26 protein-coding genes are annotated in these 23,981 nt (G+C 48.0%); 13 read left to right on the forward strand and 13 right to left on the reverse strand.

The annotated features are described in order from the left end of the window. Positions 1-5 precede the first annotated feature (5 nt). The 7 genes from ytxJ (at position 6) to DVG79_RS13185 (ending at position 6,728) form a co-directional block, all read left to right on the forward strand. On the forward strand, positions 6-332 hold the full coding sequence (gene ytxJ, locus DVG79_RS13155) for a bacillithiol system redox-active protein YtxJ (RefSeq protein WP_114597136.1): 327 nt from the start codon (positions 6-8) through the stop codon (positions 330-332). A gap of 230 nt (positions 333-562) precedes the next feature. Further along, entirely contained in the window at positions 563-2,095 is a 1,533-nt protein-coding gene (locus DVG79_RS13160; protein WP_114597137.1) for a DHA2 family efflux MFS transporter permease subunit, read from the forward strand. A 163-nt stretch (positions 2,096-2,258) separates the two neighbouring features. Then, complete coding sequence (locus DVG79_RS13165; RefSeq protein ID WP_012369170.1) at positions 2,259-2,555, forward strand: metal-sensitive transcriptional regulator; 297 nt, start codon at positions 2,259-2,261, stop codon at positions 2,553-2,555. Between the two features lie 12 nt (positions 2,556-2,567). After that, positions 2,568-4,700 (forward strand): heavy metal translocating P-type ATPase, encoded by a 2,133-nt coding sequence (locus DVG79_RS13170; RefSeq protein WP_114597138.1) that lies wholly within the window; start codon positions 2,568-2,570, stop codon positions 4,698-4,700. Beyond that, positions 4,697-4,903, forward strand: coding sequence for a cation transporter (locus DVG79_RS13175; RefSeq protein WP_114597139.1), 207 nt, complete (start codon positions 4,697-4,699; stop codon positions 4,901-4,903). The genes DVG79_RS13170 and DVG79_RS13175 overlap by 4 nt, the downstream gene beginning before the upstream one ends. 85 nt (positions 4,904-4,988) lie before the next feature. Beyond that, complete coding sequence (locus tag DVG79_RS13180; protein ID WP_026829487.1) at positions 4,989-5,213, forward strand: hypothetical protein; 225 nt, start codon at positions 4,989-4,991, stop codon at positions 5,211-5,213. Positions 5,214-5,420: 207 nt separating this feature from the next. After that, positions 5,421-6,728, forward strand: a complete 1,308-nt coding sequence (locus DVG79_RS13185; RefSeq protein ID WP_114597140.1) for a globin-coupled sensor protein — start codon at positions 5,421-5,423, stop codon at positions 6,726-6,728. A gap of 51 nt (positions 6,729-6,779) precedes the next feature. Here the strand turns inward: DVG79_RS13185 and DVG79_RS13190 are convergent, their stop codons facing one another. The 5 genes from DVG79_RS13190 to DVG79_RS13210 all read right to left on the reverse strand — a co-directional run bounded on the left by DVG79_RS13190 (position 6,780) and on the right by DVG79_RS13210 (position 11,064). Continuing rightward, positions 6,780-7,400 carry a class F sortase gene (locus tag DVG79_RS13190; RefSeq protein WP_233494608.1) on the reverse strand — a complete coding sequence of 207 codons (621 nt, stop codon included), beginning with the start codon at positions 7,398-7,400 and terminating at the stop codon, positions 6,780-6,782. Continuing rightward, positions 7,360-8,154 carry a DUF4397 domain-containing protein gene (locus DVG79_RS13195; RefSeq protein WP_114597141.1) on the reverse strand — a complete coding sequence of 265 codons (795 nt, stop codon included), beginning with the start codon at positions 8,152-8,154 and terminating at the stop codon, positions 7,360-7,362. Before DVG79_RS13195 ends, DVG79_RS13190 begins: the two co-directional genes overlap by 41 nt. Positions 8,155-8,473: 319 nt before the next feature. After that, entirely contained in the window at positions 8,474-9,346 is an 873-nt protein-coding gene (speB, locus tag DVG79_RS13200; RefSeq protein ID WP_012369162.1) for an agmatinase, read from the reverse strand. Positions 9,347-9,406: 60 nt separating this feature from the next. Further along, positions 9,407-10,246: a polyamine aminopropyltransferase gene (gene speE / locus DVG79_RS13205; RefSeq protein WP_114597142.1), complete on the reverse strand. Its 840-nt coding sequence runs from the start codon at positions 10,244-10,246 to the stop codon at positions 9,407-9,409. A 143-nt stretch (positions 10,247-10,389) separates the two neighbouring features. Further along, entirely contained in the window at positions 10,390-11,064 is a 675-nt protein-coding gene (locus DVG79_RS13210) for an NAD(P)H-dependent oxidoreductase (RefSeq protein WP_114597143.1), read from the reverse strand. Positions 11,065-11,452: 388 nt separating this feature from the next. Here DVG79_RS13210 and DVG79_RS13215 point away from each other — a divergent pair, with 388 nt between their 5' ends. Both DVG79_RS13215 and DVG79_RS13220 read left to right on the forward strand, forming a co-directional pair. Then, a complete protein-coding gene (locus DVG79_RS13215) occupies positions 11,453-13,009 on the forward strand; it encodes a BCCT family transporter (protein ID WP_114597144.1) in 1,557 nt (518 codons plus the stop codon). Positions 13,010-13,088: 79 nt separating this feature from the next. After that, positions 13,089-13,931: a metallophosphoesterase gene (locus DVG79_RS13220; protein ID WP_114597145.1), complete on the forward strand. Its 843-nt coding sequence runs from the start codon at positions 13,089-13,091 to the stop codon at positions 13,929-13,931. A gap of 44 nt (positions 13,932-13,975) precedes the next feature. On the opposite strand, the gene DVG79_RS13225 is transcribed toward DVG79_RS13220, so the two are convergent. Both DVG79_RS13225 and DVG79_RS13230 read right to left on the reverse strand, forming a co-directional pair. After that, positions 13,976-14,470 carry a YwhD family protein gene (locus DVG79_RS13225; RefSeq protein WP_012369156.1) on the reverse strand — a complete coding sequence of 165 codons (495 nt, stop codon included), beginning with the start codon at positions 14,468-14,470 and terminating at the stop codon, positions 13,976-13,978. 70 nt (positions 14,471-14,540) lie between these two features. Then, on the reverse strand, positions 14,541-15,068 hold the full coding sequence (locus tag DVG79_RS13230; RefSeq protein WP_114597146.1) for a hypothetical protein: 528 nt from the start codon (positions 15,066-15,068) through the stop codon (positions 14,541-14,543). 167 nt (positions 15,069-15,235) lie between these two features. On the opposite strand from DVG79_RS13230, the gene DVG79_RS13235 reads away from it, so the two are divergent. Both DVG79_RS13235 and DVG79_RS13240 read left to right on the forward strand, forming a co-directional pair. Next, positions 15,236-15,421 carry a 2-hydroxymuconate tautomerase gene (locus DVG79_RS13235; RefSeq protein ID WP_114597147.1) on the forward strand — a complete coding sequence of 62 codons (186 nt, stop codon included), beginning with the start codon at positions 15,236-15,238 and terminating at the stop codon, positions 15,419-15,421. Positions 15,422-15,496: 75 nt separating this feature from the next. Continuing rightward, on the forward strand, positions 15,497-16,126 hold the full coding sequence (locus tag DVG79_RS13240; RefSeq protein ID WP_114597148.1) for an NAD(P)-dependent oxidoreductase: 630 nt from the start codon (positions 15,497-15,499) through the stop codon (positions 16,124-16,126). A gap of 86 nt (positions 16,127-16,212) precedes the next feature. Here DVG79_RS13240 and DVG79_RS13245 read toward each other — a convergent pair whose 3' ends face one another. The 3 genes from DVG79_RS13245 to DVG79_RS13255 form a co-directional block, all read right to left on the reverse strand. Further along, entirely contained in the window at positions 16,213-17,391 is a 1,179-nt protein-coding gene (locus DVG79_RS13245; protein WP_114597149.1) for a NupC/NupG family nucleoside CNT transporter, read from the reverse strand. A 124-nt stretch (positions 17,392-17,515) separates the two neighbouring features. Further along, a complete protein-coding gene (locus DVG79_RS13250; RefSeq protein WP_114597150.1) occupies positions 17,516-18,367 on the reverse strand; it encodes an aminoglycoside phosphotransferase family protein in 852 nt (283 codons plus the stop codon). Beyond that, a complete protein-coding gene (locus DVG79_RS13255; RefSeq protein ID WP_114597151.1) occupies positions 18,364-19,668 on the reverse strand; it encodes an HD domain-containing protein in 1,305 nt (434 codons plus the stop codon). The genes DVG79_RS13250 and DVG79_RS13255 overlap by 4 nt, the downstream gene beginning before the upstream one ends. A gap of 155 nt (positions 19,669-19,823) precedes the next feature. Here DVG79_RS13255 and lipL point away from each other — a divergent pair, with 155 nt between their 5' ends. After that, on the forward strand, positions 19,824-20,645 hold the full coding sequence (gene lipL, locus DVG79_RS13260; protein WP_114597152.1) for an octanoyl-[GcvH]:protein N-octanoyltransferase: 822 nt from the start codon (positions 19,824-19,826) through the stop codon (positions 20,643-20,645). Between the two features lie 17 nt (positions 20,646-20,662). Beyond that, positions 20,663-21,511: a DegV family protein gene (locus DVG79_RS13265; RefSeq protein WP_114597153.1), complete on the forward strand. Its 849-nt coding sequence runs from the start codon at positions 20,663-20,665 to the stop codon at positions 21,509-21,511. Between the two features lie 125 nt (positions 21,512-21,636). On the opposite strand, the gene DVG79_RS13270 is transcribed toward DVG79_RS13265, so the two are convergent. The 3 genes from DVG79_RS13270 to DVG79_RS13280 are packed head-to-tail and all read right to left on the reverse strand — an operon-like array spanning position 21,637 to position 23,916. Further along, positions 21,637-23,157: a flotillin lipid rafts scaffold protein FloT gene (locus tag DVG79_RS13270; RefSeq protein WP_012369147.1), complete on the reverse strand. Its 1,521-nt coding sequence runs from the start codon at positions 23,155-23,157 to the stop codon at positions 21,637-21,639. Beyond that, on the reverse strand, positions 23,154-23,675 hold the full coding sequence (locus tag DVG79_RS13275; RefSeq protein ID WP_114597154.1) for an NfeD family protein: 522 nt from the start codon (positions 23,673-23,675) through the stop codon (positions 23,154-23,156). Before DVG79_RS13275 ends, DVG79_RS13270 begins: the two co-directional genes overlap by 4 nt. Continuing rightward, positions 23,665-23,916, reverse strand: a complete 252-nt coding sequence (locus DVG79_RS13280) for a hypothetical protein (protein ID WP_114597155.1) — start codon at positions 23,914-23,916, stop codon at positions 23,665-23,667. Before DVG79_RS13280 ends, DVG79_RS13275 begins: the two co-directional genes overlap by 11 nt. Positions 23,917-23,981: the final 65 nt, after the last annotated feature.

Raw genomic sequence — 23,981 nt, forward strand, 5'->3', positions numbered from 1 at the left:
TAAAAATGACACAACTCAGAAAATTACAATCGATTTCCGACTTTGATCAATTCGTTTCCGAACATGCAACCTTCGTGATTTGTAAACACAGCACGACCTGTCCGATCAGTTCAGCCGGTTTTTCCGCCTACATGAAATATGCGGATACGACAGAAATTCCGACTGCTTATTTATTGATTCAGGAAGCACGGACATTATCGAATCACATCGCAGAACAGTACAACGTCCGGCATGAATCACCGCAAGTCTTGTTCATTCAAGACGGAAAAGCAGTCTTTACGACCTCTCATTATGACATCACGACAGATGCCTTACACACGCACGTCGGATGATTGTCCCGGTATTTCTAAGCGTGCGCCTTTCCCTGTTGCTTCCTAACAGGAAAAGGCGCACGTTTTTTTGATGATTTCCTATTCCATTACAGCCCGTCTTCTTCATAACAAATAAAATTACCTTTCTTAGCTATTAATATTTGTAATTCAAGCTAATTCAGCTTAAGATAGACAACAGATATAACGACCGTATAGAATTGTGTACTGTTAGTTCATTAAGGAGGAAAACCATGTCACACGAAAAATCTGCTACCGCTCGTCCCCCTTACGGCATCCTTGCTGTATTGATGATCGGTGCCTTTATTGCTTTTTTAAATAACACATTACTGAACATTGCCTTACCTTCCATCATGAAGGATCTTGAGATTGAAACGTCAACGGTCCAGTGGTTATCGACCGGTTTCATGCTCGTCAACGGGATTTTGATCCCGACCTCTGCTTTCCTGATTCAAAAATTCTCAGTCCGTCGTCTGTTCCTGCTCGCGATGACGCTGTTCTCTGCCGGTACGATTCTTGCCGGCTTCGCGGATGCTTTCCCGGTCCTGCTTGCCGGACGGATGGTCCAGGCTTCCGGATCCGCAATCATGATGCCGCTTCTGATGAACGTCATGCTCGTCAGCTTCCCGATTGAAAAACGCGGAACGGCGATGGGCTTCTTTGGGCTCATCATGATGGGAGCTCCTGCAATCGGTCCGACCCTTTCCGGTTGGATCATCGAACATTACGATTGGCGGATGCTGTTCCACTTCATTACACCAATCGCCTTGCTTGTCCTCGTTGCCGGATTCGTCTTGCTTCGTGACGTCAAAGAACGGTCCAACGCCAAACTCGACTTTATGTCCGTCGTCTTGTCGTCCTTCGGATTCGGGGGTCTGCTCTATGGTTTCAGTTCGGCCGGTTCAAAAGGCTGGGATAGCCTGCAAGTCATTTTAGCGTTAGTCATCGGGGTCGTTGCACTCGTGACGTTTATCATGCGTCAATTGAAAATGGAACGTCCGATGCTGAACTTCAAAATTTACCGTTATCCGATGTTTGCTTTATCGTCCGTCATCTCGATGGTCGTGACGATTGCGATGTTCTCCGGTATGTTGCTGTTACCGATTTACGTTCAGACGATTCGTGGAATTTCACCGCTCGATGCCGGTCTGATGTTACTGCCGGGTGCAATCCTCATGGCGGTCATGTCACCGATCAACGGGAAATTGTTTGATAAAATCGGCGGACGTCCGCTTGCCATCACAGGCTTGTTCATCACTGTCGTCACGAGTTATTATTTCAGTCAGCTCGAAATGGATACGACCTATACACACTTGATCATCCTCTATTCACTCCGGATGTTCGGAATGTCGATGGTCATGATGCCGGTCTCGACGAACGGTCTCAATCAATTACCGACCCGTTACTATCCGCACGGAACGGCCATGAATAATACGTTGCAACAAGTTTCCGGTGCGATTGGAACGGCACTGCTCGTTACGATCATGTCGACGCACGCAAAAACGCGCGGAACGGAGCTTGCACAAGAAGCAGCAAAAAACATGACGAGCCAACCGACAGCGGAAGCCGCTGCCGCGATGAAACAACAAATCATCATGCAGGCAACGCTTGACGGAATCAACTATGCGTTCTTCATCTCAACGTTCATCGCCGGTCTCGCGTTTGTTCTGTCGTTCTTCATCAAACGGTCGACACAAGCGGAAGACATCATCAGTAACCGGTCATTGAATGAACAAATCATTAAACCGCAAGTCTCCAATCAATAACGACCATTGTTTTGACAAAACAGCACATTCGACAAAAGGCAACGGACTTCAAATCCGTTGCCTTTTTCGTTTGGTTTTTTTGAATATCAATCTTTATACTGGTACCCCCTATACCTATATGATATACTCGATGTATCAACCAGCCAAGAAAGAGGTGTTCCCCATGACGCATGATCATCCCCTTGTTCCCCGTTCCCCGGAAGAACAAGACGCTTTGATGAAACGATTAAAACGAATTGAAGGCCAAGTCCGCGGCATTGCCAACATGGTCGCAGAAGACCGGTATTGTATCGATATCCTGACCCAGACCGCATCGATTCAAGCGGCGCTCCGCCAAGTCGAGTTGCAGGTCATCGAACGTCACGTCAAAATGTGTATGCACGATGCGGCGACCGGCAAACAGGATACCGATGTCTACGTTGATGAACTGATGGCCGTTATTGCCCGTCTTAAGAAGTAAGGAGGGATTTCAATGTCGAAAACGATGGAACTGAATATCGAAGGCATGACATGTGCTGCCTGTTCGGCCCGGATCGAAAAGGTGTTGAACCGGATGGACGGAGTCGAAGCCACCGTCAACCTGCCGCTCGAAACAGCACGGATTGCTGTTCCGGAAGAGATGGATGAACAACTGATTTTAGATAAGATTAAAAAAATCGGATATGGTGCCACCATCAAGACGACACCACATGAACAGGTCCAAAACCGCCGGATGCTCTACCGTTTTTGGATTGCCGCTTTCTTGTCCCTGCCGTTACTGCTCAGTATGGTCTCCCACATTCCGAACAGTCCGGTCCATCTGCCTTGGCTCATGAACCCCTGGCTGCAGTTCGCCCTGGCGACGCCGGTCCAGTTCATCATCGGTGCCCCTTTCTATGTCGGTGCCTATAAAAGTCTTCGGAGCGGGAGTGCCAACATGGACGTCCTGGTCGTACTTGGAACGTCCGCAGCCTATTTCTATTCCGTTGCCGAAATGATGATTCACCCGGTGATGCCGAATCTCTACTTTGAGACGAGTGCTGTTCTGATTACGCTCGTCCTGCTCGGAAAAGTCCTTGAGGATCGTGCCAAACAACAAACAACAGGTGCCATCAAAAGCCTCCTTTCCTTGCAGGCGACGGATGCCATCGTCCTGGAGCAAGGCGTCGAGCGGACGGTTTCACTCGATCAGGTTCAACCCGGCATGCAGTTGATCGTTAAACCCGGTCAAAAAATTCCGGTCGACGGTGTCATCACTGCCGGTGATGCTTATCTCGACGAATCGATGTTGACCGGAGAACCGCTACCGGCTCATAAAGGAATCGAGGATGTTGTGATCGGCGGGACCTTGAACACGAACGGTCACCTGACGATTCAAGCGACGAAAGTCGGTCAGGAGACGATGCTCGCAAGCATCATCCGTGTCGTCGAACAAGCGCAAACGGAAAAAGCCCCTATCCAGCGTCAGGCCGACCGGATTTCCGGTATCTTCGTCCCGATCGTCGTCGCCATCGCCCTCGTGACGCTTGCCGTCTGGTGGTGGACGACCGGTTCATTCGCTGAAGCGATCCGTCCGGCAATTGCCGTTCTCGTTATTGCCTGTCCCTGTGCCCTCGGTCTTGCGACTCCGACATCGATCATGGTCGGGACGGGTAAAGGGGCAGAACACGGTGTTTTGTTTAAAGGCGGAGCACAACTCGAGTCGTTACAACACGTGGATGCGGTTGTCTTTGATAAGACCGGAACATTGACGATCGGCCGCCCGGTCGTGACCGAGACGTTCGGACAGGAACAGGCACTCGATTTTGCAGCGGCTCTTGAAAAAAAATCGGAACATCCACTGGCTCATGCCATTACCGAAGAGCGCGATGTCGTCTTTGACATCGAACACTTTACAGTCGATCCGGGACGGGGTGTCCGGGGATCAATCATGAATCAGGACATCATGGTCGGGTCGGCACGGATGATGGAGGAACACGGCTTATCCCTGCCCGACTGGACATCTGTCGGCGCAACCGTTGTGTATGTCACGGTAAACGGGACGATTGAAGCAGGTTATGCAATCCGGGATGAGCTGAAACCGACTACCAAACTGGTCATTCAGGAGATTCAGCATACAAAAGCGGTTTATCTGCTGACCGGAGACCGTCGCGAAGTCGCCTTACAACTCGCGACCGAGCTTCAGATACCACACAGCCATGTGTTTTCCGACGTTTTGCCGATTGAAAAAGCCGATCACATCAAAACGCTTCAAGCAAACGGACAGCGTGTCGCGATGGTCGGAGACGGGATCAATGATGCACCGGCTCTTGCGACGGCAAATGTCGGGATTGCTCTCGGCAGCGGGACCGATGTCGCACTTGAAGCGGCAGACGTCACGTTACTTGGACATGATTTGCAGCAAGTCATTACAGCCATCCGGCTCAGCGAACAAACGATGAAGAACATTCGGCAGAACCTGTTTTTCGCCCTCGGTTATAATGCAATCGGGATTCCGATTGCCTGCCTCGGACTGCTTGCCCCTTGGGTTGCAGGTGCCGCGATGGCATTCAGCTCTGTCTCTGTCGTCACAAATGCGTTACGCTTAAAACGTATTCCACTATCCAAAGGAGGAAACCAATCATGAAAGAAACAACTTTAACTGTCGTCGGAATGACGTGCAATCACTGTAAAGCAAGCGTCGAATCGGCGTTAAACGAACTCAACGGTGTAACGAATGCAACCGTCTCACTGGCAGACAACAATGTTACGGTGACACATGAAGACGTCGCAACTGAACGTCTTGTCGAAGCGATTGAAGAAATCGGCTATGACGTTCCGACTGCCTGATTTTTTTAGTCAAACTGCGCGAAACATGCAGTTTGGCTTTTTTATTTTGAAAAAAACGGGAATGGTTCTACAAGGAGGGGTTCGTATGGTACCGAAAATCGAATTCGTAGAACACTTCGATGACAACAAAGGAAAACGATTTAAAATCGAACTTTGGAATCTCGGAACCTTCACATTCAGTGCTGAATCAGCCAAAGGACCTGTCACCCGCTTTACGTCCATCGACATTCAATTCGTCCAAACTTGTGTGAGTCGGATGCGATCGATTGTCGATGCCAAAAAAGCCTTCCAAGAAGATCAACCGGTTTAAATCAACGTTTGACATATATAGCAGGTACCCTTCGTTTCAGAAGCGGTCATTCCACTCATGGTCCTTGATCATGAGTTTTTTGATTTCAGGTCAATACTTTATTCACATCTGACAAATTCTTTAGAAAACGATTATCAGAGTTCTTAAAACAGCCGATAACAAATAAGACATTAAAAATCTTAATTCCAAGAAAATCGGGGGCATATCGTGCGCAATCCATTTAAAGCTAAATCATCGATGTCGACCTATCAGGCGACAATCGGATTCCCAGACAAACGACTAATTACTAAAACCAGTGATCCGACCTTAACCGGACGCCTGGAATACATGGGTTATACGGAAGAACATCTGCAAACGCTAAAAGCAATGGCGCCTGTCGTCAACAGCATTTTGGATGAAGTGCTCGAGCAAGTCCTTGATCATTTGCTTCTTCATCCTGAAATGGTTCAAATCGCTCAAAATTCATCGACACGTGAACGTCTGAAAAAAGTCTTTGCCGACTATTTCGGCAGTTTATTGACTGGTAACATGGATGATAAGTTCCTGGCGATGCGGACACGGATGGGAAAAACCCATAACCGTAACTTCGTCCCGGTAACCTGGTTCATCGCTTCTTACGCAGCATTTAATACGTTATTGATTCCGAAAATCGTCGAACACTTCCAGCATGATCCGGCACAGTTGACGAATGCGATTCTTGCACTGAATCATGCGATGAATCTCGATGCGCAGATCGTGACAAGCCAGTATGTCGATGCCCGCTTGCATGAAGTCAGTGCAGCCAACGAATCACGAAGCCGTCTGTTGCAGGACGTCGTCCGTGTCAGCCAGGAAGTCGCAAGCACCGTCGAACAGACGGAAGTAGCGATTTCCGAGACGAGCCGCCGGGCGACACAAATCCTATCCGAAACGGATCAAACGGAAAAAACAAGCCGTAATCTGGTCGGATTGACGTCAGAAAATGAGACGAAAATGGATAAAATGGAGCAACAGTTTGTACAGGCAACGGAACAGGTCAGTACTTCATTGACAAGTATCCAGCAACTGAAAACGACATCAGACGAAATCGTCAAGATGACACAAGGCATCGAAGATATTGCCAATCAGACGAACTTACTTGCCTTGAATGCTTCGATTGAAGCGGCTCGTGCCGGTGAACACGGTAAAGGATTCTCTGTCGTCGCCATCGAAGTCCGTAACTTGGCAGAAAATGCGAAATTACTCAGCAGCAGTATCAATACGTTGATTCAAAAAAATAACGGGAACATCAATGAACTCGTTTCCCAAATGGATGACATCACCCGGTCAAATTCTGCTTCCCGTAACGAACTTCAACAAGTGAAGAGCGGTATCCATACTGTTAAACAGGAAATGGAAAACTATCTGGAGATGTTCGGTCGCAATAAAAACGACTTAAGCCAAATCGTTCAAACGATTCAAGGAATCAGTCAGACGACCCAAGGATTGTCTGCCTTAACGACAGATCTCGTTGCCGCTTCTGAAGTCAATGCTTGAGCAAACGAAATAAACGAAGGGACCTCTCCGTTAGCGGAAAGGTCCCTTCGTTTATTGTTCCTGTTCGGCGGTCACAACCAATCGCTGATCGTATCCTTTTGATTGGGTAAACGTTCCGACACAGGTGATTAACGTTAAACGTTGTGCAAGTGTCGCACCAAAAATGGATCCGACAGGTGCCTGGTCAACGGGATAAGACATTACGTTCGTCACCACGTATGAAACCTGTTCTCCCGTTTTAGAACTTACTTCAATCCGTTGTCCCCGTTTCACTTTTGCCAAGTCATAAAAGACAGCCGGACCATCCGTATCATCTAAATGTCCTGCCAAAATGACATTGCCGGTCTGATTGGCTTTTGCCCCGTATTGGTACCAACCGACTTGATCCGTCTTCTTCGGAACATCCATCCGTCCCTGATCATCTTTTCCAACGACTTCAATCTTTGCATTCACATCGATTGCCGGGATTTTTAAACGGTTCGGTATGAATGTTTCGACGGCTTCTGCTTTTGAATCAGACTTTGGTGCCGGTGATTCGACGACAGGTGGTGCCGGTTCCTCAGAGCGCGGCGGAGAAGCCTCTTCTGCTCCTCCACACCCTGCAAGCACCACGGTGAGAAATAATAAGAGATTACGCGTTTTGTTTACGACGGACGACATAAGCTGTCCCAACAAGTGCAGCTCCAGCAAGTGCTACGAGTGCCCAAGTTGTTGCCATCGAAGAATTTTCAGTTGTTCCGCCGAGACCAGTGTCCGGCATTGCTGCCATTTCACCGCCGTCCGGAATCAGGAGGACGTCAAAGGCCGGTTCGCCTTCAAGGAGTCCGATTGCGAGTGCTGTATAGTTTTTACCACTGTCGAGTTTGATACCGTCGAGTGCTTTAACGACATCCGTTGCACCTGCTGGTCGTACTTCAAGATCATACGTACCGGCATCCAGTGTACCGTAGTCAGAGATTTTCGAGAACTCGAGGTCGCTGAAGAGCGGATCTCCACCTTTTGGTGCGACATCAACGGCTGGTGCATCCGGTGCAAAGTGAGCGACACGGACCATTGATTTTCCATCTTCGCCTTTGCCGTTATCTTCCATGACAGCAAGTTTGATATCTGCCAATTTACCGATTGCGGCTACAGAATAGAATTTTCCGGCTTCGATGTTGAGTGTTTGAGAAAGTACAGGATCTTTTGTTGTACCGGCTGCGAAGACTTCTACTTTATGTTCTCCGGCTGGGAGAGTGAGATAATCTGTGACTGCTTTAAACTCTGCTCCTGAGACTGCTTTTTTTCCATCGACGGCGATGTCCACTGCGGGAGCATCAGGTGAAGCGTGAATCACACGAACCATTGCATCGTCTGCTGCACCTACAGGGAGCACAAATAGTGCGAATAGCAGAGCAGCTGTGACGAAAGATAAGAGTTTCTTCATCTTTTTTCCACCTCTCATGTCATGATGTATTTCGCTCTCAAACCAACATTTCTTTTACATTCAGAATATTTTGTTTGTGGTGACATCTTAAACTTAAAGCAATCGTTCGAACCTGTAAATATCTGAGTGTGCTTTTTTGTCAGGGAAAACACATTAAGTTTCCTGACGAAATGAGATGATTTCCTTCCGTATGATCACATTCATTTTACTGTGTACCCGCACTGTTGCTGTTCGGTTTTGGTAACTGCGGTTTGTATGAACTGTCTGTCTGACAACAAAAAGGTCAGATTCCGCAAAAACGGATCTGACCTTTTCCTCTTTACTTGATAAATCCAATCATCATTTCACGCAAGACTTTAGCAGCCGCAATTGCTGTCATGTCCGACTGGTCATACGCCGGGCAAACCTCTACGAGATCGGCTCCGATGACATCAACATCAGCCCGTGCAATCATATGGACGACTTCAAGTAATTCCTTTGTCGTCACGCCGCCGATTTCCTGTGTTCCCGTTCCCGGTGCCGCTGACGGATCAAGGACATCGATATCGATCGTCACGTAGACCTTTTTACCAGCAAGCTTTGGTAAAACGGCTTTCAACGGTTCAACGATTTCGTATTTGAACAGGTTGTAACCGGACGTTTTCGCCCATTCAAACTCTTCTTTCATCCCTGAACGAATCCCGAATGAATAACAGTTTTCCGGTCCAATTAAGTTCGCAATCTTTTTAAGCGGTGTCGAGTGTGACAACGGTTCGCCTTCATACGAATCGCGTAAATCCGTATGTGCATCAAAGTGCAACACAACAAAATCTTCGTAATGTTTATCAAAAGCTTTGACGACCGGCCATGTAACGAGGTGTTCGCCGCCCATTCCGAGCGGGAACTTGCCTGCCGTCAATAACGAGTCGACGTATTCTTCAATCATATCAAGTGATTTTTGCGCATTACCGAACGGCAACGGGATGTCACCGGCGTCAAATAATTTTGCATCGGCGATATCGCCGTCAAGATACGGACTGTATTCTTCGAGTCCGAGTGAGACTTCACGGATTCGGGCCGGACCAAACCGTGAACCGGGACGGAAACTGACCGTCCAGTCCATCGGCATACCGTACAACACACCTTTTGCATCTTCGTGAGTCGGTTGACTCGCGATAAATACCTTACCTGAGTAAGCTTCATCAAATCGCATCATTATTCCTCCAGTCATAGAAAGGAGTGCCCCTGAAAACGGAACACTCCTGACGTTTAATTAAATCGTTAAATCTTTGACGAACTTCGGTAGCGCGAATGCAGCTGTGTGAAGTTCCGGTGTATAGTATTTCGTTTCGATATCGTGGAAACGCTCTGGTGCGACTTCGAGTGGATCATGTTTTTTCGATCCAATCGTAAATGTCCACAGACCGCTCGGATACGTCGGAACGTTGGCAATGTAAAGTTTTGTGATCGGGAAAATCTCTTTGACATCGCGTTGGACGTCACGGATTAAGTCCGGTGTGAACCATGGGTTATCCGACTGAGCGACGAAAATACCGTCTTCTTTTAATGCTTTTGAGATTCCTGAGTAGAATCCTTTTGTGAACAGGTTGACGGCCGGACCGACCGGTTCCGTTGAATCGACCATGATGACATCATATTCGTTGACAGCTTCTGCAATATGCATGAATCCGTCTCCGACGATGACTTCAACACGTGCGTCATCAAGACCACCTGCGATGTTTGGTAAATATTTTTTCGAGTATTCGATGACTTTTCCGTCGATTTCGACAAGAACCGCCTTCTCAACAGATGGATGCTTCAAAACTTCACGGATGACTCCACCGTCTCCTCCACCAACGACCAGAACCGATTTTGGATTCGGGTGTGTGAAGAGTGGAACGTGTGCGACCATTTCGTGATAGACAAACTCATCACGATCTGTCGTCATGACCATTCCGTCAAGTAACAACATTGTACCGAACTCGTCCGTCTCAACCATCTCCAGGCGTTGAAACTCCGTTTGTTCGCTCTCATAAACGTGGTTGACACGGAATGTGATACCGTAATCTTCCGTTTGGTGTTCCGTGAACCATAACTTTAATTTTTGTTCCATTTGCGATAGAACCCCTTTCTTTCATCAAGACAAAAGTTGTTCGTATGCGAGTGGCGTTTACGGCGCTTCTTAATCATACAAATGCGAGTATACCGGACTTTGAAAGAAACTTCTATATAATTCGAAAAGATTCGACTGTTTTTTTAGTCGACGAACGTGACGATTTCATCCAGGCACCGGCGCTGCTTCGCCCGTTTCGGTTCATCCGCCCGGTAGCCAAATGCGACCATGACCGGTACAGTGAAAACAGACCGGTCGAGCACACCGTGCCGTTCGAGAATCTGTTCGACTGCCTGCTGATCGAATCCTTCAATCGGACACGAGTCGATGCCGATTTGCGCTGCTGTCGACATCATGTTTCCGAGCGCGATATAAGCTTGTTTCGCCGACCAATCGGTCATCGCCTTTTCATTATCCCCAATCTTGAAATCTTCTTCGAGGAACAGACCGTACCGTTTTGTCCGGCCGGCTTTTGCTTCATCCGACAGACCGAGTACATCCATCATATGTTGCACGTGCGCCCCGTCCGGTTGCATCTGTCCACCTGTCCGGGCCAGGAAGATGACGTAGTGGCTCGCTGTCGGCAATTGACCTTGTGCGCCCCACGAGACGTCCCGAATCTCATTTCGAACGGCTTCATTTTGAATGACAAGCAGATTCCATGGTTCGTATCCGAAAGAACTCGGTGAAAGACGGGCTGTTTCGAGGATAAATTGAAAATCATCCGCCGGTATTTTTTTAGTCGGGTCAAATGATTTTGTCGCATGACGGAACTGAAAAGCATCGATGATCTGTTGTTTTGTCTGATCGTGATTCATGAGTGATTCCTCCTGTGTAATATAATGACTACCTGATACGATATCAAACCCGTTTCACTCCGTCTGTTATTTTGCTTCATCAATGTATCTGAAATGCATGTTACAAAATAGAAGAACCGGGAAATAATAAATAATCCAACTTTTTCATTCTGTCTGTTTCATCAATTCAAAGGCTTTATTCCAGGGTTTTTCTAGATTACAACGCTTTGTTTCTTGACCCCTTCCTTCCCATCATTACCCATTTTCGTTTGCCAGTCCGCTCCAACTTTGTTACGGTTAGAACTTGCGTGATAAGGTTTTGTTTTCAAATGACACGGGTATTACTAATGTCGTTGTCTAAAAGAGTTACAAAACTACATGTAAAATTCGAAAGAAGGTGTTGATCACGATGGAAAATAAACGAAAAAGTAAAATTACGAATGTCCTTATCATCTCTGTCATTTTCTGTGTGCTCTTTACCATATGGGGAATCTTGCCTGAATCACTCATTGGTGCCGCAAATCTCGGAAATGTCACAGGCATCGCCCAAAGCTTTGTTTCGAACGGCTTCGGCTGGCTTTATCTTTTTGGTATGAGTGCCTTTTTATTAATTGCTATCTTTCTCATTTTTTCCCGTTTCGGCTCAATCCGACTCGGTAAAGATTCCGATCGTCCGGAATACGGTTTAATTTCCTGGTTCGCGATGCTGTTCAGTGCCGGTATGGGGATTGGTTTAGTCTTTTGGGGTGTCTCAGAACCACTGACCCATTTTCATACCCCCCCGGTCGCGACAAACGACCTGACAGAAGCTGCTCCACTCGCCATGCGTTATTCCTTTTTCCACTGGGGTCTGCATCCGTGGGCACTCTATGCGGTCGTCGCCCTCGCCATCGCTTACTCGACGTTCCGTAAAGGACGTCCGGCCACAATCGGTGATACCGTTGCTTCCCTGATGAAACCGAAGTACGAAGCGGCCGGTAAAGGAACAGTTGAAGTACTTGCCATTGTAGCTACGGCATTTGGTGTTGCCACGTCACTCGGTCTCGGAGCCCAACAAATTTCAGGTGGACTTCACTTCCTTGTCGACGGCATCCCGAACTCCTTCATGACCCAATTAATCATCATTTTAGTCGTATCCGTCCTCTATATGATGAGTGCCGCTTCCGGTCTTGATAAAGGAATCGTCCGCTTGAGCAACGCCAATATTGTCTTGGCAATCCTCTTGATGGTTGGGGTTCTGTTCCTCGGACCGTTCAGCTTCATCATGGATCTGTTTGTTCAAACGACAGGTGCTTACTTGCAAAACCTACCGACAATGAGTTTCCGGGCGTCAGCCTTCAATCCCGATGAACGGGGATGGATCAATGACTGGACAATCTTCTACTGGGCATGGTGGATTTCTTGGTCACCATTCGTCGGAACGTTCATCGCCCGTGTCTCAAAAGGACGGACAATTCGTGAGTTCGTACTTGGCATCATGCTGGTACCGACAATTTTCGGTCTGCTCTGGTTCTCTGTTTTCGGTGGATCTGCGATTTGGAACGAACTGTTCAACAATGTTGATCTCATTTCAACGGTCAACGAAAAAGGAGTCGAAACCGGTATGTTCGCCTTGTTCGAAACATTCGGTGGTCTCGGAACATTCCTCAGTATCATTGCTGTCTTCTTGATCACGACGTTCTTCATCACGTCTGCCGACTCCGCGACGTACGTCCTCGGGATGTTATCTTCCGGCGGTAGTCTGTTGCCGAGTCTCCGCATCAAGTTGACATGGGGAATCATCCAGTCATCGATCGCAGCTGTTCTCTTATACGCAGGCGGACTCAGCGCCTTGCAGGCCGCAGCTGTCCTTGCAGCCTTCCCGTTCATCTTCGTTGTCGGGATGATGGTCATTGCCCTGTTCATGGATCTGTCCAATGAACCGGATGCTGCGAAATCAGCCGACGAGTTGAAAAAAGAAGCCTAACTGCAGTCAGACCCTGTCTTCCGTCAGGCGGAAGTCAGGGTCTTTTTGGTATGCTGAATACAAGAAAAGGGGTGAGGACTTGCGCGTCAAGAAAAAATGGTTTATTCCCATCGGCATTCTCGCTCTCAGTAGCTGGTTTTTGTACCGGGAAAATAATCAAATCGACACGACGGCAGTAACGGTCCAATCGGATAAACTGCCTGCCGCGTTTAATGACTATAAGATTTTACAGATTGCCGATCTGCATGGTAAATCCTTTGGTTCCCGTCAAAAGGTTCTTTTGAAAAAAGTGAATAAACTGCAGCCGGATGTCATCTTAATGACCGGTGACTTGATTGATTCAAGACGTAATGGAGAAGAAGAAGCACTTCAGCTGATGAAACAGCTGATACCGGACTATCCGGTCTATTTCGTAACAGGCAATCATGAAGTCCGTCTGAATTTGACGATTTTACCGAAGCTTGAACGACTTGGCGTCACCGTCCTTCGAAATACGTCCGTTCCGCTTGAACGAGACGGTCAGTTCATTGAGTTGCTTGGAATTGACGATCCGACGACGACCCGTTGGAGTGACGGGCTGCAGGAGCCGGATGGCATCCGGCAAAGTCTCGATCAAGCCCAGTCGACTGCCGACACCCGTGCTTTTCAACTGTTGATGGCGCACCGTCCGGAATATTTACCGTTGTACGCGGAACGGAAAGTCGATTTGGTGTTATCGGGTCATGCCCATGGCGGACAAATCCGGTTACCGTTCACGGACGGCATGTATGCTCCCGGTCAAGGCTTTTTCCCTGAACTGACCGCCGGACAGCATACGATGGAGAACACACGGTTGATCATCAGCCGTGGGCTCGGCAACAGCTTATTTCCGTTCCGAATCTTTAATCACCCTGAGTTAATTGTCGTGACATTACGCAGATAATCAATCAAAAAAGTGCCAACTCTTTCACAGAGTCGGCACTTTTTTTAAGCGAGTGCTTCATGCAATTCCGGTTCAGCATTTTCCCACATCTCCGGTTTGTGTGTCTGCAGGAAATCACGCAACAAGTGTTTCGATGTCTCGTCCATATGATCGACGACAATCCGTCCTTTTAACGATTTATCCATCTTATTGACATGATCTGCTAAAATCTTAAAGCCGCGTCGTGCTTCGACATCAACTAACAGGTCACATGCTGCGACGCCACCGTAATAAAATCCTTCCGGTTTCCGGCCAACCGTCACCCAAACGATCCAGTACAGCTTTCCGTTTGGTGAATCCGCCTTGTCTGTCGTGAATTTAATCCGTTTCTCGATGGCTGCCTTCGCATGCATCGCACCCATATCAATATAGGCTTCACCGTCTTCCGGCGAGATGATGACCGGTGACATGCTGTTCAGACTAAGTGTTCCGACACCAAATCCACCATGCCCGTCCGTTGAGTTATCTGAAATGATATTGAAGTTAATTTTCTTTTCCATCGTTTACTTGTCCCCTTTTACTACTGTTGCTTCTATCATACCGCATCCAACAGTCGGTGCAAGCCTTCGTTTACCGTTTGAGTGTCTCCAGCTGCTCCCGTGTGACACGACGGATCGTTGGTAACCGCAGACATTCGAGGGACGTGAGTTCTTCGTGAGCGGGTGGATTCAGCTCTTCCAGTTGCACCAATGCCCGGTCATACAATGTTTGAGAGGCACGACCGAACAGAACAATCCGCTCCAGTGATGAACATTTCGAACGAATCGCCCGTAATTGCTTGGCCAGTTCCCGAATCCGCTCTGCCAACTCGTCTTCGATGTCAGGTGTCGGTTTACGATTTTGAAAAATCGGTTTGAAGCGGTCCTCATCCCGAAGCAACGTCAACATCCCGTAGCGTTTTGCTTCTTCATTTCCGACAAGCGCTGCCAATTCCTTATCCGTTACGAGCCGTCCAAACGGAATATTTTGATCAAACAAAACATCTGCGACTTCGAGACCTTTTGCGCCTGATAACGGGTATGTGTTGTCTTCTGGTAAAGCGCGGTCAAAAATCAGTAGTGTATGGATTTTTTTACGAATCACCGGTTCCATCTCCATGCCTTCACCTCATCCTCATCATTTATTAAGTACTACTTCTTGCTTCCGACAGACTACTCCTGTTCTATACCCCTCTTTTTCAATTTCAATGTGCCGTTTGACGGAACACGGGTGGCGTACGGTATACTGAGGGCGTATTGTACTTATGCTAAGAGGAGGAATATGACATGCCTTACGTTACAGTCAAAATGTTATCTGGACGCACAGTGGAACAAAAACGTGCGTTGATCGAAAAAGTTACAGCGGCCGTTTCTGAATCCGTCGATGCGCCAAAAGAAAATATTACGGTTTTCATCGAAGAGATGGAGAAAACCGATTACGGTCAAGCCGGCGTCATGTTCGCCGACAAATAAACACTTTTCAGGAGGAACGATTTAACCCGTCGTTCCTCCTGTTCCATATACTTATCACAGGAAGGATGAAGCATCATGGCAACAGTCAGCATACTTGGCGCAACAGGACGTACAGGACGCCCTTTACTGGATTTATTACTAGAGAAAGGTCATGACGTCCGGGCCCTCGTTCGATCGGAACAGCATGGACTGCCGGACCATCCCCAATTGACAATCCTTCAAGGGGATGCAACGGATGCAGACGATCTCGAACGGGTCATCGAAGGGACGACTGCCGTCTTCAGCTGTTTAGGAACTGATCAAAAACAAATTCTTTCCGTTGCGGTTCCAAACCTCATCATTAAAATGAAAGAACAACAAATCGAACGAATCGTGTTCGTCGGAACGGCCGGCATCCTTGATGCTTCGGAAGAACCGGGAAAATACCGGTTCCAGTCCAGTGAATCCCGTCGTCGCTCGACGATTGCGGCTGAAGATCATCTTAAAGCCTATTTGACGTTAAAAGACGCGGATGTCGACTATACGATCATTTGTCCGACACAACTCGTCGAAGAAGATGCGATTGAGGACGTCTTGATTGAATCCAATCGATTCACTCACGAAACCGGTCCAATCCCACGGATCAATGTCGCCCGCTTCGCTTACGAAGTTTACGATGAAGGGCTGTTCCATCGCGAACGGGTCGGAATTGCTTCACGCGGCTAAAAATAGTAGAAACCAAAAGCAGGACCCGATTTCTAGTCGGGTCCTGCTTTGTTTAAGAAATGACAGCTCTGCCAGTCGTATACGATTTAGAGTAAGATACTGACGACGATTGCCGTCAAGACACTGACGAGTGTTGCTCCGTAAAGTAATTTCAGTCCGAAGCTCGCTGCAACACTTCCTTGGCGGTCATCGAGTCCTTTGACAGCACCCGCGATGATCCCGATTGACGAGAAGTTGGCGAATGAAATCAAGAAGACGGAAACGATTCCAAGTGTCCGTGCTGAGAATTCTTTTGCGTATTCAGGCAAGCTGAGCATCGCGACGAATTCGTTTGTAATCAATTTCGTGGCCATGATACTACCGGCACTGACTGCTTCCGCCCATGGAATCCCCATGATGAAAGCGAATGGTGCGAAGATGTAACCGAGAATATCCTGGAACGAGATACCGAGCACCATCAGGAAGATATCGTTGACCATGCCGATCAAAGCATTGTATCCGATCAACATCGCACCGACGATGATTGCAACTTTGAATCCATCCATGATGTATTCGCCGAGCATTTCGAAGAACGTTTGTTTTTCTTCAACGATTTCCAAAATGTCTTCTTTTGGATCAACTGTATACGGATTGATGATTGAAACGATCATGAATCCACCAAATAAGTTCAAGACGATTGCTGTGACGACATATTTCGGTTCGACCATCGTCATGTATGCACCGACGATTGACATTGAAACCGTCGACATCGCAGACGCACATAATGTATACAGACGGTGAGGTGGTAATTTACCAATTTGCTTTTTAACCGTGATGAATACTTCTGATTGACCGATTGCTGCTGATGCTACGGCGTTATATGACTCAAGTCGTCCCATTCCGTTAATTTTCGAAAGGACGAACCCGACTCCGCGCATTAAGAGCGGCAGGATTTTCGTGAACTGCAAAATTCCGATTAAAGCCGAGATGAAAACGATTGGCAACAGGACGTTGATGAAGAATGGTTGCGCGCCTTCATTCGCTAATCCACCGAAGACGAAGTTGATGCCGATTGCGGCATAACTGAGCAATTTTTCAAAGACTTGAGCGATCCCTTTAATGACGATATAGCCGAATGACGTGTTCAACAGAATATATCCCAGGACAAGCTGAAGCACTAGCATGACCGCAAGCGGTTTCAATTTGATGCTTTTACGATTACTGCTGACAAGGTATGCCAAACCAAACACGATGACAAGTCCCAGTATTGCGATTAAATATTTCACGAACTATCCCTCAATCCATAGTTTATTTTATCAGTTGTACATAAGTACGAGGTCTGACGTTCAATCTCTTTCCCAAGTACTACAATAATCAACATTCGGAAGAACTGCAAGGGGTAAAGTTCATTTAGTAACCGCTTTCGTCATTTTCATAAACTTTCAATACAATGTTTTCCATCCGTTCCCGAACATTGCCCTGACTGATGTTTGCCTTCCCATATGCTTTCCAACCGGGATAAACATTGAGGGTGTCCGGTTCAAAGTCAAAAACAGCTGTTAAATCCCATTTCCGATCGTACGAAAATCCACTGTATGCAATATATTCAGCTAAAAATTGATCTGCTGCTTCGACCGATTCAAGCAACGCCAGATTTAATCGGCAATGGGCGACATCTGCTTCAATGGGTCCAACACAGCCACTAATCCAATCGACTACGTTATACTTTTCAGCTGATTCGTATAACACATTGACCGGATGAAAATCACGGTGGATGAATCGAACTTGTTGACTCGTTGCCGGCGGTTCTGCCACAGCCCGTTGCCACATCTCCTTTTGAACTGCCCAAAAAGGAACCGTTCGCTTTGTCACGTACGGTGCATACTGGTACCGGGCTTCTGGAACCGGCAGTTGATGAATCGCAACTAACGTTTTTGCCAATTGTTTGAGGTACGCTCGATTTAACGGTTCGAGTCGGACTTCTCCCGGTAAACACGTCATTTGAATCCATGGGGGAATCTCCCCCTCCCACGTCAATTGATAATTTTCGACATCCGGTCCTAATCTACCGGTCGCCTGTAACGCAAAGACCTCGTGCGCGACGAGGTCCGGTTCCTGCTCTAGCCAGGCAGGATTGGTATGAATTCGAAAAACACTATCCCCCGCTCGAAACACGTACGAGGAAGTCGCTCCTTTTAAAGGGATAACCGCTTTCCCTTCCAAGCCGGCATACTTTAAGATGGTTGCGATGATATTGTTCATATTTCTTCTCCAAGTAACAATTGATCGATTTGCATCTTCTCGTTCGCAAATTCCCGTAAGTCATGCAGGATTTCCTGCGGGAAAAATAGCTTTTCATCCGTCTGACGTGAATTGGCAATCGCCTGAACGAGCGGTGAGACTTGCGAGATCTCTTTCATCTGACCATTTTTCATCTGCAGCATGATCGGTTGTTTACTGATTTCCCCGTTATCACCGTATAAGTCGTACGGCAGGCGGCTGAGCTTGTCTTCGAGCAGATAATAAGTGGGATCGAGCCCGATTTTTTCAAATAACGTACACAGTTTCTCATGGACAAGGGCGCGTTTTTCTGCCGGATAATCGACGTATTTAAATAATTTCCGGTCAACGAACCGTCGCGCCAGATCACTTAACACCGTATCCTCTTCTTCCGCCCACTGTTGGAAGTAGAAATAGACGATGGTTTCGTCTAGTGCCAGATAATTCTTCAGCGACATCTGTTGTGTAAAAAGTGGACTTAAATGAACCGGATCAATCGTAAACGCGTACTCGCTCGTATACAGTTCTTTTGCCCGTTCAAGAATCGCTTTTAATAAATAGTCGCTCGACCGTGTGACCGGATGGAGATAGACCTGCCAGTACATCTGATAACGGCGCATGATGTAGTCTTCGATCGAGTGCATCCCGGATTGCTTGACGACCATCTGATTCGGTGCCGGACGCAGGACACGCAGCATCCGTTCGAGATCAAACTTTCCATAGCTGACACCGGCAAAATGGGCATCCCGCAACAAGTAATCCATCCGGTCGACATCAAGCTGGGAACTGATCATCGTCACGAGCAATTGATTCGGATGGGTTTTATTGATGATTGAGGCGACTTCTTCCGCAAACCCTTCCCCGACCTGATCGAGGACCTGTTTGATTTCCGTATCCCCGAGGATGATTCGTTCTGTCCATTCTTCGTGATCGACACCAAAGACGTTTTCGAAAGCATGGGAGAACGGTCCGTGCCCGACGTCGTGCAGCAGTGCCGCGACGAGCGTCAATTCGCGGTACTGGTCGTCCCAGTCCGCCCGGCCGTTAAAGACGTCAATCAGTTGCCGGGTAATCTCATATACACCAAGCGAATGATGGAACCGTGTGTGCTCCGCTCCATGAAATGTCAAAAATGACGTTCCCAGTTGTTTGATCCGGCGCAAACGCTGAAATTCCTTCGTTCCGATCAATTGCCAGATCAATTGGTCGCTGACATAGATATAGCGATGAACGGGATCTTTGAATACTTTCGTTTCCTTTAATTGTCCCAGTGACTGATACATACACTCTCTCCTTTAATGGCTCGTTCTCTGTCGTTATAGTTCATAGTTCGGTTTGAAACGGTCCGTTCCTGTTGCTTCACTGGCTTCTTATTAAAAAGTTTACATTGTCGTATGCTATAATAATGTCGCAAATCTAGAAAAAAAGGAACGAGCCTATGGGAATCGAACTCTTAAAACAAGAACATTATCGTATTTTTGATCAAACGTCACTCGGAAACACCTTTCATGCGACACAATCGTTTGCGATGGACGATACATTGTGCGCCTCCGTCGCTACAGAAGGTGCCGCCATCCGTTCCTGGGTCCATCATGAAACGGTGGTTCTCGGGATTCAAGATGCACGCCTCCCTCACCTCGATGAAGGAATCGACGTCTTACACGCCCATGGTTTCCAGCCGGTCATCCGCAATTCCGGCGGGCTTGCCGTTGTCCTTGATGCCGGTGTTCTGAACATCTCGCTTGTCCTTCCGGAACGTGGCGGAATCGATATCGACAGCGGTTATGAAGCGATGCTCGCACTTGTCCGGCAGATGTTCGCCGAAGAGACCGATGCTATCAATGCCGGCGAAGTCGTCGGATCCTATTGTCCAGGATCGTATGATTTATCGATTGCCGGCAAAAAGTTTGCTGGGATTTCACAGCGGCGTGTCCGCGGCGGCGTCGCCGTTCAAATTTATCTCTGCGTGAACGGCAGTGGCAGTGCCCGGGCGCAACTTGTCCGTGATTTTTATGCTGCCGCCCTGCAAGGAGAAACGACCAAGTTCGTGTATCCGACCGTCATCCCGGAGACTATGGCATCTCTTGAAGAATTGTTGCAACTCCCTTTCACGGTCGAAGACTGCTTGGTACGTGTTTACCGCTCCTTGATGGAACTTGGCGCGACACTCACGCCGTCTGTTCTGAGCGAAGTCGAAAACGAACGCTTCGGTGTAAACCTGGGTCGGATGTTGGATCGAAATGAAAAAGTCCTAGGTTGATAAAGGAGAGAACGAACATGGTACGTTTTATTACTGACAGCGGTGCCGATGCACCTAAAGAATTACTCGACGCGTACGGCTTCACGGTGATGCCGTTCGGCGTATTGATTGACGAAGAGACATTTTTCGACGGCGAATCGATTTCACCGGTCGAATTATATGAAAAAATGCGGAACGGGGCGGCACCAAAGACGTTTCAGGTCGAAGTGTCACGGATGGTCGAAGTCTTTACAGAACACTTTAAACAAGGTGAACCGTTTCTCTATCTGGCATTTTCCAGTGAATTGTCCGGGACGTATCAAACGGCGACGATGCTTGCAGCGGAGCTTGCGGATACGTATCCGGACGTCCCTTATGCCATCATCAATACAAAAACCGCTTCGACCGGTCAAGGACTGTTCGTGCTCGACGTCGCTGAGTTTTCAAAGACACACAACTTCGAAGAAACCAAAGCGTATGCCGAGCAAAAAGTAAATACCGTCCGTCATTTGTTTACGGTCGAATCACTTGAATACCTGATGCGGGGCGGCCGTGTTTCGCGGGCCAGTGCCTTCATCGGTGGTTTACTGTCGATTCTGCCGCTCTTGACGGTCGAAGACGGGAAACTGATTCCGAAAGAAAAGATCCGCGGTCAGAAAAAAGTCATGAACCGGATCGTCGAATGGATGGAAGAAGCACGTCCGTCGATCGATGGACACCGGATCATCATTGGTCACGGCGATTCAATCGAACGGGCGGAACAACTGAAGCAGTTAATTGAAGCTCGATTCTCACCGAGCGAAATCCTGATTACAGTCGCTGGAGCCGCGATCGGTTCTCACACCGGTCCCGGATTAATCGTCATCGGCTATGATTTACCGGCCTGATTCGTCATTAAAAAAATCCGAATGTCCCCACCTCTTCTTATTGACAGAGGGATGGGAGCATTCGGATTTTGTTGTACTTCATTCATAATCTATGGTTTACGAAACCTGTTAAATTATGTTCGGCTTCATTCAGATTTTCCCGACGCCACCGGTTCCCCTTGATTTAAGTTGACCGTCAACGGTTTTGCCGTTCCTTTACCCGAGAAGTTTTCAATCAAGTCTTTCACGTCGATGCCGGATGATGCTTTAAGTGTTTCCTGCAACGAAGCCATCAAATCGGTGGCATATCCGGTCACCCGGTTTGCACCGCCGCCTTCGCCGCTTCCCGTATCGACGACTGTAATCTTGTCGATGTTGCCGAGTGGTGCTGCGACTTGTTTCGCATATTCCGGCATCATCCGGACGACCATGTCGAGAATCGCCGCTTGTCCGAACTGTTCGAATGCTTGCGCGATCTTTTCTTTCGCTTCCGCTTCCGCAAGACCTTTCAGACGGATGATATCCGCTTCCGTCTCCCCTTGCGCCCGTTCGGCTTCCGCTTTCGCCAGACCATCAAGACGGATTCGTTCCGCGTCGGCTTTCGCAGAGGCTTCAATCCGGTACTTCGTTGCATCGGCTTCCGCATATTGTTTCGCCCGGTCGGCCTGGGCCGCCTGTTCGATTGAGTAACGGTCCGCGTCGGCCCGTTTTTTCACTTCCGCATCGTATTGTTTCTCGCGGCGGAGAATCTCACGTTCTTCGAGCTCGATTTGTTTCTGACGTTCGATGATTTTGATCTGCATCTGTTGTTCCGTGACTTCCTGCTGGGCGCGTGCATTTTCAAGATCATACGCCTGGTCGGCTTTCGCTTTTGCGATATCCTGCTCGCGGCGGTAATCTGCCATCTTCAGCTGATTTTCCTTTTCCGCTTCGGCAATTTCCGTCGCTCGTTCCAGTTCCGCTTTTTTCGCATCTTTTGAAGCTTCCGCCCGCTTGATCCGTGTTTCTTTTTCTGCGTCGGCTGTTGCAATGTCAGCATCGCGGCGGACCTGGGCAATCCGCGGTTTCCCGAGTGATTCCAAATAACCGTTCTTATCGCGGACGTCTTTGATGGTGAACGAGACGATGATCAGTCCCATTTTCGCTAAATCCTGTGACGCGACCCGTTGGACTTCCTGTGAGAATTTATCACGGTTTTTGTAAATCTCTTCAACTGTCATCGAACCGAGGATTGACCGTAAGTGCCCTTCAAGGACTTCCCGCGCTTCGCCTTCCCGGTCTTCTTTTGATTTACCGAGGAATTGTTCGGCTGCTGTCGCGATTTCCGAAATCGAGCTGCCGATTTTGATGATGGCTGTCCCGTCTGCCATGACCGGAACACCCTGCTCCGTATAGACTTCCGGCGTCGTTACTTCGAGCTTGCTTGACAGCAGGCTGAGCGGGGATGCTTGTTGAAAGACCGGTAAGATGAATGCTCCGCCGCCTCGAATGATTTTGACCCGGTTGCCGGATTCATCGGTGTTGACGGTCGGACTGTTCCCGAGATAACTCCCGGACACGATCAACGCTTCTTCCGGTCCGACTGTGCGGTACTTTGTGACGAATAAGGCGATCAGCGCTAAAATCAGTGCGCCGGCTATGATTGCTACAATAATAATCGGATTCATGAAAACATCTCCTCTTTCCACTGCGTAGGGTAGGTCATGACATGCGCCACGCCTTGTTTAATTTCAATGATGATGACTTTTGTTCCTTGTGCCAGAGCCGGACCTTCAAAAAGAACGGCGGATTTGGCCATTCGTCCTGACACATCATCGACGAGAATTTCACCGTAACCGTCCTCCGGAATCGGGAGGATGACGATGGCACTGCGTCCCTCAAGCGTCTGTTCCGAAAAACTGATGGATTGCTCCGCTTTCGCAAGCGGTACAAAAATGAATAAATGCAACAAAGACGTCAAGATAAGACTGATACCGACACTGATCAGCAAAATAACAAGCGAACCAAGTGACGTCAGATGTTCCAGTCCGAATCCGAAAGCGGACGTCAAAATGACAAAGGACAGGATTAACGTCGGATGAAAGATTTGATCGATGCCCGGAATCAAATCGGAAAAGACGACAGACAATAAAACGCCGCAGGCAGCTGCAGCAAGCGCATACAGATAAAGCGTACTAACGTCCATCTTCGCTCACCTCGATAAACGGATTCGATCCGTACAGTTGCCGATAGGCTTGAAGATACGCATGCCGATTTTCTTCATATAACAATTCGGCTAATTCTTTCTCCCTTGGACTGTCTGCTTCCTGACACCGGCGGGCATATTTTTTTTGTGCCGCGTAATGCCGCGCGAGCAAACTTTCGAGTGTCCGAGGATTGTGTGATTCAGATACCGGCCGTGTATCTGAAAAAGATCGTTTTTTCATCCGACTGCTCCTCTCTTCTGTGCTGAGCTCTTCTTTATTTACGGTTTATTTTTGGAAATAGTTTC

This window comes from Exiguobacterium sp. RIT594 (assembly GCF_003339585.1).
Lineage (GTDB): Bacteria > Bacillota > Bacilli > Exiguobacteriales > Exiguobacteriaceae > Exiguobacterium_A.

Coding starts and splice junctions, on each gene's coding strand:
- ytxJ (WP_114597136.1), top strand. CDS start 6: ATGACACAACTCAGAAAATTACAATCGATTTCCGACTTTGATCAATTC.
- DVG79_RS13160 (WP_114597137.1), top strand. CDS start 563: ATGTCACACGAAAAATCTGCTACCGCTCGTCCCCCTTACGGCATCCTT.
- DVG79_RS13165 (WP_012369170.1), top strand. CDS start 2,259: ATGACGCATGATCATCCCCTTGTTCCCCGTTCCCCGGAAGAACAAGAC.
- DVG79_RS13170 (WP_114597138.1), top strand. CDS start 2,568: ATGTCGAAAACGATGGAACTGAATATCGAAGGCATGACATGTGCTGCC.
- DVG79_RS13175 (WP_114597139.1), top strand. CDS start 4,697: ATGAAAGAAACAACTTTAACTGTCGTCGGAATGACGTGCAATCACTGT.
- DVG79_RS13180 (WP_026829487.1), top strand. CDS start 4,989: ATGGTACCGAAAATCGAATTCGTAGAACACTTCGATGACAACAAAGGA.
- DVG79_RS13195 (WP_114597141.1), bottom strand. CDS start 8,154: ATGAAGAAACTCTTATCTTTCGTCACAGCTGCTCTGCTATTCGCACTA.
- speB (WP_012369162.1), bottom strand. CDS start 9,346: ATGCGATTTGATGAAGCTTACTCAGGTAAGGTATTTATCGCGAGTCAA.
- speE (WP_114597142.1), bottom strand. CDS start 10,246: ATGGAACAAAAATTAAAGTTATGGTTCACGGAACACCAAACGGAAGAT.
- DVG79_RS13210 (WP_114597143.1), bottom strand. CDS start 11,064: ATGAATCACGATCAGACAAAACAACAGATCATCGATGCTTTTCAGTTC.
- DVG79_RS13215 (WP_114597144.1), top strand. CDS start 11,453: ATGGAAAATAAACGAAAAAGTAAAATTACGAATGTCCTTATCATCTCT.
- DVG79_RS13225 (WP_012369156.1), bottom strand. CDS start 14,470: ATGGAAAAGAAAATTAACTTCAATATCATTTCAGATAACTCAACGGAC.
- DVG79_RS13230 (WP_114597146.1), bottom strand. CDS start 15,068: ATGGAGATGGAACCGGTGATTCGTAAAAAAATCCATACACTACTGATT.
- DVG79_RS13235 (WP_114597147.1), top strand. CDS start 15,236: ATGCCTTACGTTACAGTCAAAATGTTATCTGGACGCACAGTGGAACAA.
- DVG79_RS13240 (WP_114597148.1), top strand. CDS start 15,497: ATGGCAACAGTCAGCATACTTGGCGCAACAGGACGTACAGGACGCCCT.
- DVG79_RS13250 (WP_114597150.1), bottom strand. CDS start 18,367: ATGAACAATATCATCGCAACCATCTTAAAGTATGCCGGCTTGGAAGGG.
- DVG79_RS13255 (WP_114597151.1), bottom strand. CDS start 19,668: ATGTATCAGTCACTGGGACAATTAAAGGAAACGAAAGTATTCAAAGAT.
- lipL (WP_114597152.1), top strand. CDS start 19,824: ATGGGAATCGAACTCTTAAAACAAGAACATTATCGTATTTTTGATCAA.
- DVG79_RS13265 (WP_114597153.1), top strand. CDS start 20,663: ATGGTACGTTTTATTACTGACAGCGGTGCCGATGCACCTAAAGAATTA.
- DVG79_RS13270 (WP_012369147.1), bottom strand. CDS start 23,157: ATGAATCCGATTATTATTGTAGCAATCATAGCCGGCGCACTGATTTTA.
- DVG79_RS13275 (WP_114597154.1), bottom strand. CDS start 23,675: ATGGACGTTAGTACGCTTTATCTGTATGCGCTTGCTGCAGCTGCCTGC.
- DVG79_RS13280 (WP_114597155.1), bottom strand. CDS start 23,916: ATGAAAAAACGATCTTTTTCAGATACACGGCCGGTATCTGAATCACAC.